Genomic DNA, 22,182 nt, shown 5'->3' with positions numbered 1-22,182 from the left:
TTTATAATTCTTCACCATTTGTCTTTATTACATTTTGATACCAATAATAGCTATCCTTTTTATAACGGTTCATTGAAGCCCCTTCTTCTTCTTCACGATCTACGTAAATGAAGCCATAACGCTTTTGATATCCATTTAACCAACTTAATAAGTCTGTTATTGACCACGTACAATATGCAAGTACTTCACAGCCTTCATTAATAGCTTCCTTTAATTCTTCCGCATGAGCTTTTAAATATGCTATACGATAATCATCATGAATCTTATTATCTTCAGTCTTCTTATCAAATGCTCCTAAACCATTTTCAGATATAACTATTGGTAAGTCATATCTACTTGTAATAGTTCTACAAGCTATTCTTATACCAATAGGATCTATAGTCCAATCCCAGTCTGTAGTTTTTAAGTATGGGTTTGGCGGATTTTTATATAATCCTGGTGTACCACTAACCTGTGCTGTTCCTTTTTTACCTGTTGTATTCATTTCAGCCATTCCAACACCATCTATAGGATTATATTCAACAACTGCAGTTTGATAATAATTTACACCCATAAAATCTACTTGTGCTGCTGCTTTCATAAGTTCTTCATCACCTTCTTCAAAAGTAGGTGCAACTCCTTGAGATTGTAAATACTTAAATGCAGGTTTTGGATATCTTCCAAATGCATAAACATCCATCCACCAGAAAGTTTGTAAATCATCATAATCTGCTTTTGCTATATTATTTATTGGATTGCAGTCAATTGCATAACTCGGTCCGAATGCAAAACTTGCTCCTATTTTACCATTTGGTACTATTTCTCTAAAAGCAAGCACAGCTTTAGCATGAGCTAAATTAGCATGATGGTTTACTTGATAGAATGTTTTTGAATCGTTCTTTTTGCCCGGTGGATGTGTTGCCATCATCCAGCCATGTGCTGTAAATATGTTTTGTTCATTCAATGTTATCCAATACTTAACTTTATCTTTATAACGCTTAAATAAAGTTACAGCATAATTTTCAAAATCATCAATGATTTGTCTACTTTCCCAACCGCTATATTCCTCTTGCAACGCAATAGGTAAATCCCAATGATAAATTGTAACCATCGGCTCAATTCCATATTTTAAACATTCATCAATTACATTATCATAGAATTGTAGGCCTTTTTCATTAACTTCGCCTTTTCCTTTTGGATAGATTCTTGGCCAAGAGATAGAGAATCTGTATGTCTTTAATCCCATTTCTGCCATTAAAGCAATATCTTCTTTATAGCGGTGATAATGGTCAACTGCTACATCACCATTAGTACCTTTAAATGTTTTTCCAGGAATTCTAACAAATTCATCCCAGTTACTTCTCCCTTTTCCTTCCTCTTCTGCAGCGCCTTCTACTTGATATGCAGCTGATGCACTTCCCCATAAAAAATCATCTGGAAAACCATGCTTATCTTTAAAATACATAACTTATCCTCCTAACAATAATTCTTTCTATTATGTTTTTGTTAAAATATATTTTGCAAATTATAACCCTTATTATTAACAACTATTTATAACTATAGCCTATCATAAAATCATTATACTTGTCTATATAATTTATAACTTTTGTTGTAATATGATATATCTTATCTTTTAAAATATAGTTACTTAATCTTAATATAAAAATATATAGTTTTTTCCATTTTGAAATACTGCCTATAAAAAATAATCCTATGCTAAAATAATATATAATTAATTTAGCATAGGATTATTATATTTATTATTAAATCTTTGTGGTCTCTTTACTCTTTTGACGTGGATTCTCAAAGCTAGGTGGTGTTGGCTCAGGATTAGCAAAATATCTTCCTGGAGTTGATAAATCAAAGTAAAGTTTAGAATCCTTTGTTACTCCAAAATCTTTATTCGATGCTCTATCCTGCACCTTGTTTAATGCCTCTCTAAAAAGTGCATTGTGAGCTTCTTCTCTATTTAATAGAAAATCAATAGTTTCTTTTACATACTTATCATTAATTTGACGGTATAAATATTCATATACAACTTTTGCTCTTTGTTCTGAAGCTATGTTAGACAATAAATCTGCTGCAATATCACCCGTAACTGTAACATAATCAGCTGTCCAAGAATATCCTGAAGAATTTATGAGACCTGGCGCAAGCCCTGTTAATACATGGGTTTCTATTTCTCCAACTTCAGCTTGTGTATAGTCTACCTTATGTCCATTTAATAAATTGATTGTATGAGCAACCATTTCCATGTGGCTTAATTCTTCAGCCGCAATGTCAAGGAACAAATCTTTGATTGCAGGATCTTTTACTCTAAAACTTTGTGAAAGATATTGAAGTGCAGCTTTAAGTTCACCATTTGCACCACCAAGTTGTTCCTGCATTAATATAGCATATTGAGCGTTAGGTTTTTCTACCTTAACTTCTCTAAGTAAGGGTTTTTCATGCTTAAACATTTCACTACCTCCATTTTAATTAAATTGAATTATTCACAAAAGTAGTTTTGATTAATTTGAATGTTATTATTCAATATTTATTAAGTAAAAAATACCATAACTTGAGACAATACTCACTTAACTCCAATTAACTTCAAAAGTGAAATTATGTATTATAATAGTAAAATCAAAATTATTACAATTATTGTTCTCTTAACTGTAATAGTTAGCATTACAACTGACAGTTATAAGATTTATAGTCCTATTATGTTTATTTTCTTAGGTGCTCAGAATTTATTGATGGCTTTCAATTATTTTAAATTACATAAGAAAAATTCGGCTATATTATCGATTAGCGTTGGTATATTTTTAGTTCTAGTTTCTATAAAACCTTTTTAGGCTGTATAATTTAAACTTTAAAATGAATTTTTAGAAATTACTTTTATAACATTCTTACTCATAACGGCAACGCTTTTACTTGGTCGTGCCAAATTCTCCCCACTCCTTTCTTAAAGCTTAGCTAATAATTTGGGGCATAAAAAAACACATCATTCATTTAGAATAATGTGTTTTTTCATTTAGGGAAGAATTTGTGTCTAAAATAGTGGACTGTGGTGTCAATCAATTCAATAAAAAATCCCCTTAAATATGGGGGGATTAAAATTATTATTTTATATATACGTTACATATAATAGTATTAATACTTTACTTCAAATTGGCTGAACCATCCTCATTAAAATTATATGTATCGCCATCAAGTGTTATAGAAGTTGTCCTCATTGTCCCATCTTCATTAAAATAATAGTACTTATTATCCCTTTCTACATAAAGCCATCCATGTCTCATGTCCCCTGTATGATTTAAATAGTACCAGTTTCCATTACTGTAAAGCCACTCACGTGACTTCATATCTCCATCTATATTAAAGTAATACCACTCACCTCCAACTTGTATCCACCCAGTTTGCATTATTCCATGTAAATCTAGATAATACCACTTACTATTGTACTGTATCCATCCTGTTTTCATGTATCCATTGTTATCAAAATAATACCGCTTTCCATCAATGCTCTTCCATCCTACTGACTTTGAATTACCTTCTGTATTCTGCCAGCCATTAGAATCCTGCTTCCATTCAGCACTTGATCGTATTGGATTTAGTGCTAATACTGAAACTACTAGTAATAAACTTGTGATTACTTTTTTTAATTTTACATTTTTCATTTCGTACCTCTCACTTTCATTTATATAATTCATCCACATAAATCCAATTATAGCACATTTATCAAAATTATTCTTATTATCTATAATAGTGCAAAAATGCTTGAATAATTTTACAACTGAATAAAATAAAAAAACATTTACGATAAATCCTTGTTATAATGATGAAAAACTTTTAGAAAGAGCATTAAAATCGTGTATTATAGAACTGATCTGAGCTGAATCAAGAGAATCAAGAGAATCAAGACAACCAATATACTTTATTATTGATGACACTATTTCTGAAAAGACAAAGCCCTCGTCAAAGGCTAAAATCCAATTGAAAAGTGTTCATTTCATAATTCTCACTTAAAAAGTAAGAATGTATATGTTCATCAAATAGTAAGTTTCTTTACTATCGTGTGACGGATTAGTTATACCATACTCAATTGATATCTATGATAAAGAATCTATGAGTAAAATAGAATTGACTCAAAAATTAATTGCAACACTTCCAAAGCCTGAAAATAAAGGTTATGTGTTAGCTGATAGTTGGTATAGCTGTAAGGATATTTTTAATGCTTCTGAAAAAGCTGGCTATAGTTATATTGGTGCTTTAAAAACTAATAGAGTTATTTTTCCACAAGGCCATGAAAGACTAGGAATAAAACTTCATAAGTTTGCTACATTATTAAATATTGAAGACTTCGACCTTGTCACCGTCAAAAGTAAGCAATACTATATTTACAATTATGTTGGCAACTTAAAAGATAGAAAGAATGTTTCTATAGTTTTAAGCTATCCTAAAGATGCTTTTCAAAAAGATGGAGCATTAAAAACTTTTATTTCCTTAGAGAAATCATTAGCACCGTTAGATTTTCTAACTAAATATACCGACCGCTGGGCAATTGAACCATTTTTTAGAGATTGCAAAACTTACTTAGGATTAGATGGATATCAAGTAAGAAGTGAGAAAAGTATCAGTAGGTATCTAATAATAATGTTAGCAAACTATACTTATTGCAAAATATATTGCAATGATTCTCATCACTTTAATACTGGATATAAAGCTGCTAAGAAAGATTTAGAAAAATCCAAAGTAATATATATTTACAAAGCTACCGCGAGCGGTAGGCCGATAGAAGAAATTTTTGCGTCATTAAAAATAGCCTAAGAATCTGTTTTTTATTCAACTGTAAAATTATTCAAGTAAAAATGCACTATTATAGATCAAAATTAGTTTTTTCAGTTAACCATATAAATACCCTACAAACTACTATTAAAACCAAAAAAGATATAAAATAATTCATAGTCACCCTCAATTCCTTTATATTTTACTAAAACTATTCATTACACTTTTTCTTACTACTGCACATATAAAATATGATAGCCAATTATCTCTCACGTTAATATCCATATTTCTAAAAATCATATTTAAAATACTTCTGCACAAAGTTAGCCATAGGGTTATCTCCATATTCCTCTATATAATCTAAATCAAAATCATAGAAATATAAATATGCTACACTCTTTTTCTCATCAGATGTTCCAATAATACAAAATGATTTTGGATACTCCGCTTTATAATCTCCATTTTGATCTACAACTTTAAAATTATAACTATTCATTGAAAATTCATATTCAGGAATATAATATTTACTTTCATCAAAGTTAGAAACAAATTTTTGATTTAAAAATTTATATTTTTCTGTTAATTTCTTCTTTTCATTCTCATATGTTTCTTCATCATAGCTAATATTAAGAGTAATTGTTTCTGTCTCAAACATTATTGTTGATACATAATTGTATTTGTATGATATATCCCGATATTTAGGTAAATCATCAATAGCAGGCATACAGTCTTTCGCATACGTATCAATCTTAGCCCCGCTATTAAGATACGTCTTAATATTTGTGCTTGACTTACTACAACCGGCAAAACTTAGTATTAGAACAATCACTAATATAACTAAATATCTTTTTCTCACAATATCTCCTCTTTTTAAAATTCTTCATTTTAACTCTGTCTATTTCTCTGAAATAATTAATTAAAATTTTAACACAATTTACAATTATTTGTACTTAATATACACGAATGCATAATTTTATCTTCCAATACTTAGTTTTCAATTTATATTTGACTCCATTTTTTCATTATACTTTATTAGAATTCAAATAAATTTTTCCGAAAACATCACATAAAATAATTATAAAAATCCCCTTCAAACCAGCATTCCTTCTTTCATTTCCTTAAACCTTGCCGAGATAATAGCGTCAAGGACGGTCGTATTTAATACCTCTTTCATGGTCAATATTTAATCGGAAAGACACGAAAGTCTGACGACTTTATTAGGGTTAAGGATTATATTTAAAAGAAAAAAGGAACAATAGATATTAAGTTTTACATTAATATTATCATTCCTTAATCCTTTTAAATCCCTTTCATTCCGCCATTCTGCACGAGGTTAGGGTTAAGGTTTTTCTCTTAAAAATCACTAACTTTTCCCTTATATCATTACTCCCTTCAATTCCTTTCATCCCTTATCCCTATCATGTTTTCGTCAAGGTTTATCATAGTCGGCAAGGTTTATGGGGTGGCTACAATTGCTTAACTAACAATACTACTGTCTCCACATGTTTTGTCATTGGGAACATATCTACTGGCTGAACTTCCACCGTTTTATATCCAACACCTTCTAAATACTTCAAATCTCTCGCCAATGTTCCTGGATCACAAGATACATATACAACTCTTTCTGGCTTTGCTTCTCCTATTGCATCTAACAGCCTTGTATCACAGCCCTTTCGTGGTGGATCCACAACAACTACCTGCGGCTTTATTCCTTCTTTTATTAATTGAGGAATTACCTCCTCAGATTTCCCTACATAAAATTCTGAATTAGTTATTTCATTGATCTTAGCATTAATCACTGCATTTTCTATAGCTTGCTCTACTATTTCCACACCAAATACTTTTTTCGCTTTCTGAGATAAAAATAGTGTTATTGTACCTGTACCGCAATAAGCATCAAAAACAATTTCATTGCCACTTAAATTTGCATATTCTAGCGCTTTACTATAAAGAATTTCTGTTTGAATTGGATTTACTTGAAAAAAAGATAGCGGTGAAATATTAAATTTATATTGTCCAATATAATCAGATATATAATCTTGCCCCCATAATGTAATACTTTTATCTCCAAGTACTAAGCTAGTATCCTTAGGGTTTATATTTTGAACTATACTCTTTAAATTTTCAAAGTTATTTCTTAAGTCATTTATCAATTCTTCTTTATAAGGAATTTCTTTATTTAAAGTGACTAATACAATCATAACCTCATTAGTTTTAAAACCTTTTCTAATCATTACATTTCTAATTAGACCCTGCTCATATAATGAACCATCCTTTTTAGCTGGAATAATTGAGTATTTTCTCATCCATTTCCTTATTATTTCTATAATCTTATCACTATCTTCATCTTGAATTAAACAACTATTCATATTAATTATCTCATGAGTCTTCTCACTAAAAAAACCTATTGAAAGTTCATTATCTATTAAACCAATGGAATATATTCCTTTATTTCTGTATCTAAATGGAATCTTCATACCTATAGGATATTTAACTATTTCTCCACTTAATCCTCCTATTCTTTCAATGCAGTCTTTTACTCTATTATATTTAAACTCTAATTGTCCATCATAATTTGAATGCATTAATGTACAGCCTCCGCACTTTTCATAATTAGTACACTCGGCAGATGTTCTCTCATTAGACTTTTCTATTATTTCTAGAAGCCTTCCGAAAGCATAATTTTTCTTACTCTTTATTATTTCTATCTTTACTGTTTCATCCTTTAATGCTCCTGGTATAAAAATTGGGTATCTATCTATTTTGGCAACCCCCTCTCCTTCATATCCGAGAGAATCAATCTTAACAATATATTCTTTATTCTTTTCTAACACTTAAACACACCCTAACTAATCTTCTATTTTCTATAAAAATAAACTTGCAATTCTCTTTACACAAATGAACTTTATGATATTAATAATTTGTATTAAATCATCTCATACCAACAAAATTATAACACATCGGACTTTAATATATACACTATTAAATCTAAAGATATATGCTCGTTCTGATACTTGCATCATGATTAACCATTTTTAACAAAAAAAGAGCACCTTTCGGTGCTAATACAGAATCAGTTGCCATTTAATTCCATAATCATAAATTATTATTTCTCTTTATGAGCAATAATATACATTATATATTAAATACTATATGACCAAATGTTAATTTTTTGTAAACTTTTTTATCTAACCCTGCTAATTATATTTAAAGTTATAAATTATTCTTTCATACTTAACTATTAATATATATAAAAAGAGGCTTTAGTAAAAATTACTAAAGCCTCTATGTATAAAAAATCATTCACTAGATATGTTCAATTGATCCAGTTAAACTGAATCAAGATTCACTTAATGTTTTAAATACTATTTAACAACACTTACCTTTAAAAGGTTAGTTGCTCCAACTTGGTCTACAGGTACTCCAGCTGCTAATATAACTGTATCTCCTGATTGAACATATTTATATTCCTTTGCAATTTCAACTGATTTTTCTAACATTTCATCAGTTGACGCCATTTTATCTGCAACTATTGGATATACACCCCATGAGAATGCTAATTGTCTAGCAACAATTACATCAGAAGTAATAGCTATAATTGGACATTCTGGTCTACATTGAGATATTCTCTTTGCAGTAGCTCCTGTTTGAGTTGAAGATATTACAGCTGCTGCACCTAATTCATTAGCCGCGTTACTAGCTGCTCTTGAAATAACTCCTGAAATTGCTGGTACATGTGATTTAGCTTGAGAAACTGCAACTTTGTAAGTTAATTGCTTTTCAGTCTCTTCAGCAATCTTAGCCATAGTAGCAACTGCTTCTATTGGGTAATCTCCATTAGCACTTTCACCAGATAACATGATTGCATCTGTACCATCTAAGATAGCATTAGCAACGTCTGAAACTTCTGCTCTTGTTGGTCTTGGATTTCTCATCATAGAATCTAACATTTGAGTTGCAGTTACAACTGGCTTTCCAACAGCGTTACATTTTTGAATAATCATTTTTTGAACTGCAGGAACTTGTTCTATTGGAATTTCAACACCAAGGTCTCCTCTAGCTACCATTATAAGATCAGAAACTTCTAAGATTGAATCGATATTATCAACACCTTCTTGATTTTCGATCTTTGAACAGATTAGTATTCTTTCTCCACCATTTTCGTTAAGTATGTTTCTGATAGTTTCTACGTCAGATGCTTTTCTTATGAATGAAGCAGCAATCATATTTACGCCCATTTCACAACCAAAGATTAAATCTGATTTATCTTTTTCAGTAAGTGCTGGTAATTTAATTGATACTCCAGGTACATTAACACCTTTATGAGTTCCAACTAATCCAGTATTTTGAACTTCACACTTTACAGCATTTCCTTCAACTGATTTAACAGTTAATCCTACTAAACCATCATCTATCAAGATAGTATTTCCTGGTTTAACGTCGTTTGCTAATCCTTCGTAAGTAACTGCACACTTAGTAGTGTCACCAATTACTGACATGTCACCAGCATATACTGTAAATTCTGTACCTTTAGTTAATTCAACTTTATTTGGTTCAAATTTACCAGTTCTTATTTCTGGTCCTTTAGTATCAAGAATAACAGCTATTTCTCTGTTAAGTTTCTTAGCTATTTCTCTAACCTTTAAGATTCTTCCTTTATGTTCTTCGTGATCACCATGTGAAAAATTATGTCTTGATGCATTCATGCCTGCAAGCATAACCTTTTCTAATATTTCCATATCCTCACTTGCTGGGCCAATAGTACAAATCATTTTAGTTTTTCTCATTAAACTAACACTCCTCTTTCTTGGATTAGACACATAAAAGACAATAACATACCAGAGATGCGACGTATATTTCGCGTCAAACAAGAAAATAATTCCTGCTCATAACAAACATATTAATAGAAATCACTGACATAGAATGGCGTAAAATAAACAAACATACTAGTCTATTACTTCTTCGATTGTGCCTTATTTATAGAATTTATATAAATAAACTATAAGCTAATTCCTATGATAATACGTTAGCAATATCATACAACTCTTTATCAAAAGTGCTTTCAACATCTAAAGCTTCATCTATATCTTGATCAATGATCTTATTATCTTTAATTCCTATTACTTTTGAAGTTTTCCCTTCTAGTAACACTTCTATTGCTTTAGCACCCATTCTTGAAGCTAAAACTCTATCTGTTGCACTAGGACTTCCACCTCTTTGAATATGGCCTAGGATTGTTGCTCTTGTTTCTATACCTGTTACTTCTTCTACATATTTTGCAAGTTCAAATGCTCCTCCAATTCCTTCTGCAAGCATTATTAGATTATGCATTTTTCCTTTATTTTTACCTTCTAAAATAGTTCTGCAAAGTGAATCTCTATCAAAGTCAATTTCTGGTATTAATATTGCTTCAGCACCACTACATATACCTGCATATAAAGATAAGTCTCCACAATCTCTACCCATAACTTCTACTATTGAAACTCTTTCATGAGAAGTTGAAGTATCTCTGATTTTGTTTATTGCATCTACAACAGTATTTAAGGCTGTATCAAACCCTAAAGTAAAGTCTGTGTATGCTAAATCATTATCTATTGTTCCTGGAATACCTATTGTTTTTATTCCAAGTTTCGATAATAATTTTGCTCCTGTAAATGATCCATCTCCACCTATAACTACTAGAGCTTCTACGCCATAAGCTTGTAAAATCTTAGCAGCTTTTTTTCTTACTTCTTCATTTTTGAATTCTGGACATCTAGCAGTTCTTAAAATTGTTCCACCTCTTTGGATTATATCAGATACTGAATTTCTGTCCATGCTGAACAACTCTCCATTGATTAATCCGCTATATCCTCTTTGTACACCCATAACTTCAATTCCGTTATGAAGTGCAGTTCTTACAACTGCTCTAATTGCAGCATTCATTCCTGGTGCATCTCCACCACTTGTTAACACAGCTATCTTTTTCATAATATATATTTCCTCCTTAAATACCGTTAAGGGACCCTTAAAGACCCTTATGTACATAATATAACCATAATTTATTAATCAAGAATTATTGTACATAAATTTCTATCAATTATCAATCATATTTGACTAATTTCTGATATTATTCTAAAATAAATGTTTCAATTTTATGAAAACTTTTATTCCATACATACATTTCCAAAAATATAGTTAATTCTTTATCTATGCCTTACATAATTATTATTTTTTTGCACGGTATCAATATATAGTTTATTCTAGCATTAACTTATCTAAATATAATATTACTTAACTACTGTTAGAGAAATTTAATTCACCATTTTCATTATACCCAATAATCGATTAATTTATATAAAATTATATAAAATTTGTCATATTTATTTTTGCAATATTTATTATTTACACATATGTCAAATTATCAGGCATTATAGGTATCCAAATTAAATATTTATTATTTCGACAAGTTATCACATAAATTTAAGATGTATATTGTATATCTATATGTGTGATTAATTTCTAATTTGATTATGCATCTTGTATTTTTATATTTTCTTCACCTAGATTGTCTTTTAATAAACTTATAGCATCACTTTCCAATGATATCCATCGATCTCTTGGTACTCTAAATTTTTGCTTTTCTTTATTGGCAAATATATAGATAGGAGTATCTCCAATATATTCCTTTACTAGCAACTCTTTAAGTTTTTTGTTAAGTTCTTTTGCTGCTATTGTATCTTCAACTCTTAAATATACTTTTGATGAATTTATCTTTTCCAAAGGTTCTATGCTTTCGCATATAAGTTTAGGAGGTTCATCTTCTTTAAGGCTTAATCTACCTTTTACTATTACTAAACTATCTGTTACACATAATTCTTTGACTTTATCTAAAGTCTTAGGGAAAACTATAACTTCAATTGTCCCTGTCAAATCTTCAAGTTTTAAAAATGCCATTATGGAATTATTTCTAGTTACCTTTTGATTAACACTAGCTAATATTCCTCCAAGAATTACCCTATCATTATCTTGAAGAGTATCTTGTCTATTAAAAATATTAACCTCTCCAATATCACTTTCAAGTGCATCATCTAGAGTTTCTTGGACTAAAAATATTTTAGAAATCTCATTTGTCGTCTGCATTTTTAAACTTTGAGCATAATCATCTAGCGGATGCCCTGTAATATAAAGTCCAGTCATTTCCTTTTCCATAGCTAATAAATTTCTTTTATTAAATTCTTTAATATTAGGATAATTAACTTCTGGATTCTTTAATTCTTCACTTGCGAATAGACTTATTTGTCCATCTATATTTCTTTTCTTATCACTAGAAATATTATCAATTAACTTTTCATGAACTGCCAACATTTTTGACCTAAATACTTTAAAATCATCCAGAGCTCCAGCCTTAATCAAACACTCAACAGCACGTTTATTTATAGATGATGGATCCATCTTATTTATAAAATCCACCAAAGATTCAAACTTTCCTTTTTCTTCTCTCGCCTTTGCAATGCTATCAACAACATTAGCTCCTACATTTTTTATAGCTGCTAATCCAAATCTAATTTTATTCCCTTTAACAGTAAACCTTGAAAAACTTTCATTTATATTTGGTGGTAAAACTTGTATCCCTAGATCTTCAGCTATTCCAATATAGTAGGCTACCTTTTCACTTATTCCCATAATTGAATTAAGCATAGCTGCAATCATCTCCACTGGATAATACTTCATGAGATATGCTGTTTGATATCCCACGACTGCATATGCCGCTGCATGCGATTTATTAAATGCATAAGACGCAAAGTCCATCATAGAGTCAAATATTTTATTGGCCACCTCTTCAGAAATTCCATTTCTAACACAACCAGGCACTACCACTTCACCATTTTCAACAATACCATGAATGAAATTCTTTCTTTCTTCTTCCATTACCTTGTGCTTTTTCTTTGACATAGCTCTTCTAACCATATCACTTCGTCCCATGGAATATCCTGCCAGATCTCTAACTGCCTGCATTACTTGTTCCTGATATACTAAACAGCCATAAGTTACCTTTAATATTGGTTCTAACTCTTTTGTTAGATAAGTAGCCTTTTCTGGATTCCTCTTTCCCTCTATATATCTTGGTATCTCGGCCATTGGACCAGGTCTATATAACGAGATTCCAGCAATTATGTCTTCAAAAGAATCAGGCTTTAGTTCTTTCATAAATGAAGTCATTCCTGGTGATTCTAATTGGAATACTCCTGCTGTATTGCCGTCTCCAATCATCTTATAAACTTCTTCATCTTCAAAATCTATCTTGTCTAAATCTACATCTATTCCTCTATTTTCTTTAATCATTTTAACTGCATCATTCATAACAGTTAATGTTCTAAGGCCTAAAAAGTCCATTTTAAGTAACCCAAGTTCTTCTAATGTGTTCATTCCAAATTGAGTTACAATCATCTCATCATTTTTCTGCAATGGGACATATTCAACTAATGGCCTTGATGCTATAACAACACCAGCTGCATGGGTCGATGAATGCCTTGGCAGCCCTTCTAAGTCCTTTGAAACATCTATTAGAGCTTTTACCCTTTCATCACTATCATAAGCTAATTTAAGCTCAGGATTTAAGTCTAACGCCTTTTCAATAGTAATACCTAACATTGTTGGTATCATCTTAGCAATTCTATCAACCTCAGCATAGCTATAATTCATAGCTCTTCCAACATCTCTTATACACAGTCTCGCAGCCATAGTACCAAAAGTTATTATTTGTGAAACATTGTCTGCCCCATACTTATCAACAACGTAATCAATAACTTCTTGCCTTCTTTCGTAACAAAAGTCACTATCAATATCAGGCATAGACACTCTTTCAGGATTCAAAAAACGCTCAAAGATTAAGCTATACTTAATAGGATCTATCTTTGTAATTCCTAATGTATAGGCCACTATAGATCCTGCAGCAGATCCTCTACCTGGACCCGTAGGTATTCCACTTTCATATGAAAATCTAATGAAATCCCAAACTATTAAGAAATAATCAACATAACCCATTTGCCCTATTACTTCAAGTTCATATTCTAATCTATCTATGTATTCCTTAGCTTCTTCTCTTTTTAATATTATTTCATTAATCTTATTATAATCCAGATCTGAATCTCTCAATTGTTCGAATACATCATACCTTTCTATAAGTCCTTTATAACAGGTATCCCTAAGATATTCAAATGGGTCTTGCCCTTCTTCTAACGGAAATTTAGGCAATTTTGACTCATGAAATTTATATTCATAATTACACTGTTCAGTAATCTTGATAGTATTTTCTATAGCTTCTGGAACATAAGAAAACATATCCCACATTTCTTCTGCCGATTTTAAGTAAAATTGATCTGAGGGATATCTTCTTCTATGAGGATCATCTATGGTTTTAGCTGTTTGTATGCACATTAAGATATCATGAGATTTGGAGTCTTCTTTGCTTATATAATGAACATCATTAGTTGCTACTAATGGTATTCCAGTTTCCTTAGATAATTTTATATTCTCTTCATTTACCTTTTTTTGTTCTTCCATCCCATGATTTTGTATTTCAAGATAAAAATCACCATTAAAGATTTCCTTGTATATTAAAGCAGTTTCCTTCGCCTTTTCATAGTTTCCTTTTAGATGACAGGATTGTACTTCTCCTCCTAAGCACGCACTTAGAGCAATCAGCCCCTCACTATGCTTTCTCAAATAGTCATAGTCAACTCTCGGTTTATAATAAAATCCTTCTATTGATGCCACAGATACTATCTTCATCAAATTTTCGTATCCTACTTTATCTTTTACTAATAAAACTAAGTGATACGTTGAATTTTCTTTATCCGGCTGCTTTATATGTCTAGACTTTGGCACTACATATACTTCACATCCTAAGATTGGTTTTATATCATTATCTTTTGCTGCTTTGAAAAAATCCACAAGACCATATAAAACTCCATGATCAGTTATCGCTATACTCTTCATCCCAAGTTCTTTTGCCCTTTTCATGAGCTTTCCAACTTTCCCAGAACCATCTAACAAACTATATTCCGTATGTAGATGTAAGTGACAAAATTGTTTTTCTTCCATCATGTTCCCCACCTCCTCTTTGCCTAGTCAATTTATTATTTTACTAAAAAACTTAATTGATTTTACTCCCTAAGTAACTAATCTATACAAACCCTTATTTTTTAACAGATTTACTTACTAATGAGTTAACTAAGTTCATGTACTCAAATCATAGATTTGTGTTCCCTGCTTAAAAGTCTAATGTTTTACTTGCTTCCATATACGGTCCTATAACCTTTTTTACTTTTTCTACATGAAATTCATTTATATCATATGCAAGATAATCTTCCTCTTTATCAAACCTAGTTATGATTCCGATATCATAACTTCTATCACTTTTTATTACGTCTACGCCTACTTCTAGCAGCTTTAATTCTTTTATATTTCCATTCATAGATAATAAAGTTTTTTCTACAAAACTTATATTTTCATTTGTTGGTTCTTTCAACTTAAATAATACAATGTGTGTAAACATAATCACTCTCTCCTTTTAATTAGACTACTTGCTTGTTCTTAGCTCTTCTGCTATTTTCTCTATTTTTCTTAATCTATGATTTATTCCCGATTTACCTACAGGCGGTTCTAGCATTTCGCCTAGTTCTTTAAGAGATTCATCTGGGTAATTTAATCTTAATTCAGCAATCTCTCTTAAATTATCTGGCAATCTTTGAAGACCAATTTGTGACTGTATTAATTTTATGCTTTCGACCTGTCTCACTGCTGCATTTACTGTTTTTGAAAGATTTGCAGTTTCACAGTTAACCAATCTGTTAACATTATTTCTCATCTCTTTCATTATTCTAATGTTTTCAATTTCTAATAAAGACGCATGAGCACCAATTACATTGAGCAAATCTACAATTTGCTCTCCTTCTTTAATATATACAATGAAACTATTCTTTCTTTGTATCACTTTAGAGTTTAGATTAAATGTATTTACAAGATTACATAAGTCTTTAGCATACTCTTCACTATGAGTCACAAATTCTAAGTGATAAGTCTTTTCAGGGTTGCTTATACTTCCTCCCCCTATGAAGGCACCTCTTATATAAGCTTTTTTTATATTATCCCCTTCAAATATATAATCCTCTATTCTATAATCTAAACTCATTATCCCATTAATTTCCCTAAGTATACCTGTTTCGCTTAATAGTCCTCTAACACCCATTTCTTCCGAAATGACCACCATATAAATATTATTCTTTTTTAATGAATTACTCTTCTTTACCATTAACTTTGAATGGATATCAAAGTGATCTTTTAGAAGTGTAAAAATTAATCTAGCACTAGCTGGATTTTCTGTGGTCATTTTAAAACTAAGTCCACTTCCACTAAAAGCTAATGTTCCACTAACTTTCATTATTGCCGATATTTCTGCCAATGCCTCTTCCTTTGAAATATCTATATATCTGCATATTTCTCCTTTAACTTTAGATGAAAATGACATTTTGTTTCCTTCCTTACCTGTAGATTTCCTAATTGACTAAATTAATCAATTATTTGGCCTTTTTCTTCCCTTACTCTCTCTTTAATACGTTGAGATAAATACATGTACTCTATAATTTTCTTCTTATCATATAATAATTTCTTTTCCATTATTGTATCAGCTAATATTTCCGCTAACTTACCTGAATCATGCTTTACTAAACCATTTTTAATTTTAACTAAATCTTCACCAACTATTTTTACACCCAAGCTGTTTATATCTTCCCTGTCTAACTTAACAAGCTCTGCTCCATCTTTTTGATATTTTTCTTTTAACTCGTCTGTTATTTCACCTGTATTTGCAATCACATAATCTACGATATCTTTACCACCATATTTGAACAATACTTTTAAGTGATCTGACACTTTAAACCCTGTAGTCTCTCCAGGCTGAGTCATTATATTTGATATATAGATTTTGATTGCATCACTTTTTCTAACCTCTTTTGCAATTTCTTTAACTAGTAAATTAGATGTTATGCTTGTGTATAAACTTCCTGGACCCATAACTATTGCATCTGCTTCCCTAATTGCTTGCAACGACTCTGGTAACGCTTTTGCATTTTCTGGTACTATCTTTAATTCTTCTATTCTTGATTTCTGCTCAATAGCTTCTTCTGGAATCTGAGATTCACCCTTTACTATATTACCATTTTGAAGCTTCGCTACTAACTGCATATTATCTAAAGTAACTGGTATAACTTTCCCTGTTACGGCAAGTACTGAGCTCATTTTTTGTACTGCTTCCTCAAAATTATCTGATATTCCAGCCATAGCTGCTAAGAACAAATTTCCAAAACTTTGATTTTTTAACCTTCCATCTGGAAATCTATATTGAAGTAAATCTTCCATTATAGGCTCAGTATCTGCCAATGCTAAAATACAGTTTCTTATATCTCCTGGTGGTAACATGCCTAAATCTTCTCTCAAATCCCCTGATCCGCCACCATCATCTCCAACAGTTACTATTGCTGTAATATTTGATGTATAATACTTTAATCCCCTAAGCATTGTTGAAAGACCAGTGCCTCCACCAATTACAACAATTTTAGGTCCTTTTACCAGCAACCTTTTCTCGTATATTAAACTTTCTATCTTTCTACTATCAAGAGAAACTTTGATATACCCCCTATTAACTAATGCAATCATAGACTTCATGGTTTCTGTAACTGAAATATATAAAACAAATATTCCTGTAATATTTAAACATACATAAAAAACTCGATAGTACAAGTCATAAACTCTATGAGTAACTAATTCTGTAAAACCAAATGCTATTAATAATATTCCAAATACACCAAATGCCAGCCACCGTTTTACTTTGATACCTGCCTTAAGCCAATCGCGTATCCTCATAGTTTCTTTTCCCCTTTATGAAGATCTTCTGCTACATCTCTATGCTCTATTTTAGAATTGTAGTTTTCTTTATTTAATCTTTCATAAACCTCATTAGCGATTGCAACAGAACGATGTCTTCCACCTGTACAACCAATCGATATTATTAATTGTCTTTTTCCCTCTTTATTATAATTAGGAATTAAATACTTTAGCATATCCACCAATTTCTCTACAAATGTAATAGTTTCTTGCTGCTTTAATACATATTCCTTGACTGGTTCATCATTACCTGAATACTGCTTCAATTCTGGTATGTAAAACGGATTTGGTATAAATCTAACATCAAAAACTAAATCCGAATCTACAGGTATTCCATATTTAAAACCAAAGCTTAATACCGTAATTGATAGTTGCTTTTCTGGATGAGTATTATTTCCATACGTTTCATTTATTTTTTCCCTTAAATGCCTTATTTCATATTTAGATGTATCAATTATAAAATCCGCTACATTTTTGACTTCTCTTAGCTTCTCACGCTCTTGAGTAATTCCTGTCAGTACTCTTCCATCAGGTGATAACGGGTGACTTCTTCTTGCTTCTTTAAATCTTTTTATAAGAACTTCATCTGTTGCCTCTAGGAATAATATCTCATATTTAAATTCATTCTGCTTCAAATAATTCAAAGCTTCAAAAAAATCATCAAAGAATATTCCACCTCTAATATCTATAACTAAAGCAACTTTTTCAATATTTCCACTACTTTGTGTGCATACCTCTGCAAACTTTGATATTAACTTTGGTGGAAGGTTATCTACACAAAAATACCCCAAATCTTCTAGAGTTCTTGTTGCTTGTGTTTTTCCTGCTCCCGATAATCCTGTAACTATAACAAATCTCATATTAAACACTCCCTTTTGCCAAAGATACTTTCAAAGCACATAAACCTCTTGTCTAATGTGCATTAATATTAAAATTATATCACACTATTAATATTAAATCATAAAAAACCCAAAAGTCTCAAAACTCTTGAGTTTAATATGCTCTTATATTTACATTAATCCTCACCTAATATTCTAACTTCAGGATATAAATCTACGCCAAATTGTCTCTTAACTTCCTCTTTAACATGATTTATTACTCCTAATACGTCCTTCGCTGTTCCATTATCTTTATTGATAACAAACCCCGCATGCCTTTCAGAAACACAAGCTCCACCAATTGTAAATCCTTTTAATCCTGCATCTTCAATTAATTTCCCTGCAAAATGACCTTCCGGTCTTTTGAATGTACTTCCTGCTGATGGATATTCTAATGGCTGTCTTTCTTCTCTTCTTTTAGTTAATTCATCAACTCTAGCCTGAATTTTCTCTTTATCACCAGGCGTTAAGGCAAATGTTGCACTTAAAACTATATATCCCTTTTGCATAACAACAGATTGTCTATACCCTAAGTTCAATTCTTCCTTAGAAAGAATTTTAATTTCCTGATTATCATCTAATACTTGTGCACTTTCAATGACAAAGGAAATTTCTCCATCATAAGCTCCCGCATTCATAAACACGGCTCCGCCTACACTACCCGGAATGCCACATGCAAATTGAAAACCTGCTAGGGCCCCTTCCGTCGCTGCTGCTGAAACGTCCTTAAGTAATGCACCACATTCCGCAGTAATTCTATTTCCTACTCGTTCTATCTTGTTAAGTTCGCATAACTTTATCACAACGCCTCTAATACCACCATCTTTAATTAAAAGATTTGATCCATTTCCTATAACATAAAATGGAATTTCATTTCCTTTACAAATCTCGATAGCTTCTCTGACTTGTTGTATATTGTTTGGAGTTAAGAGTATATCCACTGGTCCCCCAACCTTAAAGTATATATGTTCACTCATTTTCGCATCCAATTGAATTTGTGCCTCGTTATATATGTTACTGAACAAATTCTTGTATTCTTGATAATGTTTCATGCTAAAACTCCTCAAACATTTATATTAATCACATTAGGCACATAAAAGAAAATAATAAACCAAAGATGAAATGCATATTTCGTGTCAGACAAGGAAGTAAATTCTGCTCATAGCTAGCTATTGGTAGAATTTGCTGATAAGCAAAGAACCTAAATCTATGATTTGATTATGGTCGCTTATTTGTGCGAACTCAGCAAACATATGCGAGTCAAGCTTCCGCTATGACGCGAAATATGCAAGCATACTGGTCTATTATTTTCTTGTTTGTGCTTCAATTTACATGATATAGAATAATGCATATATTAATCTAACACAAGTAAATTTTTTATTCATTTTAAATTTAACCACGTAAATTTTTATTCCGTACTATTATAGCATAATTTATTTATTTTGTTCATGTTTTTAGTCACATTCAAAAAAATAACAATTAGTATATTAATGTATTCTGCACTATACTACGTTGATATGTTAGCTTGGTCCTTTCATAACAAAAACTTCACTTCTTATCTAGTGCAGAATATACATAGTATCTTTAACTTGTTATCTTATCCTCAGATAGATTCAAATAAGCTATAACTTTATACTAGTTTTCACTTAAATTAAGTCTCACTAGCTTTCGTATCTCTAAAATATGTAAAAATGCTATTAGCAGCTTTATTATCAATTGACTCGGTTTCAAGTAGTTCATCAAGCGTAGCCTTCTTAATGTTATCAATACTTCCGAATTTCATAAGAAGCGCCATTCTTCTCTTTTGCCCGATATTAGGAATATCATCAAGTATTGAATGTAAAGTCCTCTTATCCCTTAGACTCCTATGATATGTAATTGCGAATCTGTGAACTTCATCTTGAATTCTTCTTATAAGCTGCATTAAATCAGAATTCCTATTTATTATCAATTCATTGTTATTATAGATTATTCCACGGGTTGCATGATGATCGTCTTTTACTAACCCACATACAGGTATATTTATACCTAATTTCGCCAAAACCTCAAGTGCTACATTCACTTGGCCCTTTCCGCCATCCATCATAATCAAATCCGGAAAATTCGAGAACTTTCCATTAGAAAAATTAATCTTCTTTTCTTGAATTTCATGTATTTCCTTTAATCCATGAGAAAACCTTCTTTCCAGTATTTCTCTCATACTATCATAATCATTAGCACTTTTTACAGTTTTTATACGAAACCTTCTATAGTCACTATTTTTAGCTTTTCCATCTTCAAATACAATCATTGATCCAACTGAATCCACTCCTTGTATATTGGATATATCATAGGCTTCCATCCTAAACGGTAAAGTATCAAGCCCTAACAATTCTTTTATATGTTCTAAAGAAAGTCTATTTACTTCTTTATCTCTCAAAATTTTGTCTTTAAATTGATCAAGAGTAATTTTCGCATTATTTTTGACAAGTTCCAACATATCTTTTTTCTCACCTTTTAGCGGAATCTTGACATATGCCTTCGCCCCACGTTTAATACTTAAAAACTCTTCTAGTGCCTCTATTTCATCACTTTCAGGAATATAAATATTTTTAGGAACTTTTGGAGTTCCTCTGTAGAATGAAATCATAAATTGTGAAATAATTGTCTTATTTTCCTCATGAGCACTATCTTCAATCATGAAGTGTTCTCTTCCTGTTATTTTTCCATCCCTTAGAAAGAATACTTGAATACAGCAGTCTTTTTCATCCTTATAAATATTGATAAAGTCTTCATCACTTTCTTGAGATTTGAACACCTTTTGTTTTTCTGCTATATTTTCAATAGCTAAAATCTTATCTCTTAATGAAGCAGCTTCTTCAAATTCTAAGTTGATTGAACATTCCTGCATTTCCTTTTTTAATTTATTTAATAGAGTCTTATCTCTACCGCTTAGAACATCCATTATCTCATTAATCATTTTTCCATACTCAGCCTTTGTAATGCGTCCTTCACAAGGTGCATTACATTTCTTTATATGATAATTCAAGCATGCCCTTGTCGGCTTTCCACCTTCTACGATTAACTTTTTACAATTTCTTAAAGGAAATATTTTTCTAATTAAGTTTATCGTTTCATGGACAGCCCCTGCATTAGGATAAGGTCCAAAATATTTATTTCCATCCCTAGCATGATTTCTTGTTATAAATATTTTAGGAAAATCTTCATTAGTTGTTACTTTTATAAATGGATAAAATTTATCATCTTTTAGTGAAATATTATACTTGGGGCTATATTTTTTAATTAAATTACATTCTAATATTAAAGCTTCCATTTCAGAATCTGTAACTATATATTCAAATTCAGAAATATTTTTCACCATTGCTTTCACTTTTTCTGAATGGTTTTTTGAATTTTGGAAGTACTGTCGCACTCTGTTCTTCAATACCTTTGCTTTACCAACATAAATTATTTCGCCAAGAGCATTTTTCATCAAGTAAACACCAGGTTTATCAGGTAGAATCTTCAACTGAGCCTTGAAATCAAACATAATATTCACCTCCATTAATAATGCACAATTCACAACTCATAATCAAAAAATGCCATAAACGCTATTATGACTTATCAGTCCATTCAATTATTTATTGTT

14 protein-coding genes and 1 pseudogene are annotated in these 22,182 nt (G+C 30.9%); 1 reads left to right on the top strand and 14 read right to left on the bottom strand.

The genetic code is table 11. The features are described 5' to 3' along the window. Window position 1: 1 nt before the first annotated feature. The 3 genes from CLCHR_RS01970 to CLCHR_RS01960 all read right to left on the bottom strand — a co-directional run bounded on the left by CLCHR_RS01970 (window position 2) and on the right by CLCHR_RS01960 (window position 3,641). Entirely contained in the window at window positions 2-1,444 is a 1,443-nt protein-coding gene (locus CLCHR_RS01970) for a glycoside hydrolase family 1 protein (protein ID WP_079437993.1), read from the bottom strand. Between the two features lie 298 nt (window positions 1,445-1,742). Then, a complete protein-coding gene (locus tag CLCHR_RS01965) occupies window positions 1,743-2,438 on the bottom strand; it encodes a manganese catalase family protein (protein WP_079437992.1) in 696 nt (231 codons plus the stop codon). A gap of 684 nt (window positions 2,439-3,122) precedes the next feature. Beyond that, window positions 3,123-3,641 carry a hypothetical protein gene (locus CLCHR_RS01960; RefSeq protein ID WP_169896730.1) on the bottom strand — a complete coding sequence of 173 codons (519 nt, stop codon included), beginning with the start codon at window positions 3,639-3,641 and terminating at the stop codon, window positions 3,123-3,125. A gap of 160 nt (window positions 3,642-3,801) precedes the next feature. Between CLCHR_RS01960 and CLCHR_RS01955 the strand changes: the two are divergent. Then, window positions 3,802-4,791: pseudogene (locus CLCHR_RS01955) on the top strand (transposase); the annotation flags it as partial. 247 nt (window positions 4,792-5,038) lie between these two features. Here CLCHR_RS01955 and CLCHR_RS01950 read toward each other — a convergent pair. The 11 genes from CLCHR_RS01950 to uvrC form a co-directional block, all read right to left on the bottom strand. Beyond that, window positions 5,039-5,605, bottom strand: a complete 567-nt coding sequence (locus CLCHR_RS01950; protein ID WP_079437988.1) for a hypothetical protein — start codon at window positions 5,603-5,605, stop codon at window positions 5,039-5,041. Between the two features lie 610 nt (window positions 5,606-6,215). Beyond that, on the bottom strand, window positions 6,216-7,583 hold the full coding sequence (gene rlmD, locus CLCHR_RS01945; protein ID WP_079437987.1) for a 23S rRNA (uracil(1939)-C(5))-methyltransferase RlmD: 1,368 nt from the start codon (window positions 7,581-7,583) through the stop codon (window positions 6,216-6,218). Window positions 7,584-8,114: 531 nt separating this feature from the next. Beyond that, the gene (pyk, locus tag CLCHR_RS01940) at window positions 8,115-9,536 is read right to left on the bottom strand and encodes a pyruvate kinase (RefSeq protein WP_079437986.1); all 1,422 of its coding nucleotides are present in this window, start codon (window positions 9,534-9,536) and stop codon (window positions 8,115-8,117) included. Window positions 9,537-9,762: 226 nt separating this feature from the next. Next, window positions 9,763-10,719, bottom strand: coding sequence for a 6-phosphofructokinase (gene pfkA, locus CLCHR_RS01935; protein ID WP_079437985.1), 957 nt, complete (start codon window positions 10,717-10,719; stop codon window positions 9,763-9,765). Between the two features lie 540 nt (window positions 10,720-11,259). Further along, window positions 11,260-14,835, bottom strand: coding sequence for a DNA polymerase III subunit alpha (locus CLCHR_RS01930; protein ID WP_182629317.1), 3,576 nt, complete (start codon window positions 14,833-14,835; stop codon window positions 11,260-11,262). Window positions 14,836-15,004: 169 nt separating this feature from the next. Then, complete coding sequence (locus CLCHR_RS01925) at window positions 15,005-15,289, bottom strand: Dabb family protein (RefSeq protein ID WP_079437982.1); 285 nt, start codon at window positions 15,287-15,289, stop codon at window positions 15,005-15,007. 24 nt (window positions 15,290-15,313) lie between these two features. Continuing rightward, window positions 15,314-16,261 (bottom strand): DNA-binding protein WhiA, encoded by a 948-nt coding sequence (whiA, locus tag CLCHR_RS01920; RefSeq protein ID WP_079437980.1) that lies wholly within the window; start codon window positions 16,259-16,261, stop codon window positions 15,314-15,316. 41 nt (window positions 16,262-16,302) lie between these two features. Then, complete coding sequence (locus tag CLCHR_RS01915; RefSeq protein WP_079437978.1) at window positions 16,303-17,655, bottom strand: gluconeogenesis factor YvcK family protein; 1,353 nt, start codon at window positions 17,653-17,655, stop codon at window positions 16,303-16,305. Then, window positions 17,652-18,536, bottom strand: a complete 885-nt coding sequence (rapZ, locus tag CLCHR_RS01910) for an RNase adapter RapZ (RefSeq protein WP_079437977.1) — start codon at window positions 18,534-18,536, stop codon at window positions 17,652-17,654. The genes CLCHR_RS01915 and rapZ overlap by 4 nt, the downstream gene beginning before the upstream one ends. 155 nt (window positions 18,537-18,691) lie before the next feature. Continuing rightward, window positions 18,692-19,606, bottom strand: a complete 915-nt coding sequence (gene murB, locus CLCHR_RS01905) for a UDP-N-acetylmuramate dehydrogenase (RefSeq protein WP_079437975.1) — start codon at window positions 19,604-19,606, stop codon at window positions 18,692-18,694. 599 nt (window positions 19,607-20,205) lie between these two features. Further along, a complete protein-coding gene (gene uvrC, locus CLCHR_RS01900) occupies window positions 20,206-22,083 on the bottom strand; it encodes an excinuclease ABC subunit UvrC (RefSeq protein ID WP_079437972.1) in 1,878 nt (625 codons plus the stop codon). Window positions 22,084-22,182 lie beyond the last annotated feature (99 nt).

This window comes from Clostridium chromiireducens (assembly GCF_002029255.1).
Lineage (GTDB): Bacteria > Bacillota > Clostridia > Clostridiales > Clostridiaceae > Clostridium > Clostridium chromiireducens.
The sequence above is the reverse complement of the archived record's forward strand: the minus strand, read 5'-3'. Positions and strand labels throughout refer to the sequence as shown.

What these genes read in the sequence shown, in the direction of transcription:
- pyk (WP_079437986.1), bottom strand. Translation starts at nt 9,536, where the DNA reads ATGAGAAAAACTAAAATGATTTGTACTATTGGCCCAGCAAGTGAGGAT.
- CLCHR_RS01970 (WP_079437993.1), bottom strand. Translation starts at nt 1,444, where the DNA reads ATGTATTTTAAAGATAAGCATGGTTTTCCAGATGATTTTTTATGGGGA.
- rapZ (WP_079437977.1), bottom strand. Translation starts at nt 18,536, where the DNA reads ATGAGATTTGTTATAGTTACAGGATTATCGGGAGCAGGAAAAACACAA.
- CLCHR_RS01915 (WP_079437978.1), bottom strand. Translation starts at nt 17,655, where the DNA reads ATGAGGATACGCGATTGGCTTAAGGCAGGTATCAAAGTAAAACGGTGG.
- CLCHR_RS01925 (WP_079437982.1), bottom strand. Translation starts at nt 15,289, where the DNA reads ATGTTTACACACATTGTATTATTTAAGTTGAAAGAACCAACAAATGAA.
- murB (WP_079437975.1), bottom strand. Translation starts at nt 19,606, where the DNA reads ATGAAACATTATCAAGAATACAAGAATTTGTTCAGTAACATATATAAC.
- whiA (WP_079437980.1), bottom strand. Translation starts at nt 16,261, where the DNA reads ATGTCATTTTCATCTAAAGTTAAAGGAGAAATATGCAGATATATAGAT.
- uvrC (WP_079437972.1), bottom strand. Translation starts at nt 22,083, where the DNA reads ATGTTTGATTTCAAGGCTCAGTTGAAGATTCTACCTGATAAACCTGGT.
- CLCHR_RS01930 (WP_182629317.1), bottom strand. Translation starts at nt 14,835, where the DNA reads ATGGAAGAAAAACAATTTTGTCACTTACATCTACATACGGAATATAGT.
- CLCHR_RS01965 (WP_079437992.1), bottom strand. Translation starts at nt 2,438, where the DNA reads ATGTTTAAGCATGAAAAACCCTTACTTAGAGAAGTTAAGGTAGAAAAA.
- CLCHR_RS01960 (WP_169896730.1), bottom strand. Translation starts at nt 3,641, where the DNA reads ATGAAAAATGTAAAATTAAAAAAAGTAATCACAAGTTTATTACTAGTA.
- pfkA (WP_079437985.1), bottom strand. Translation starts at nt 10,719, where the DNA reads ATGAAAAAGATAGCTGTGTTAACAAGTGGTGGAGATGCACCAGGAATG.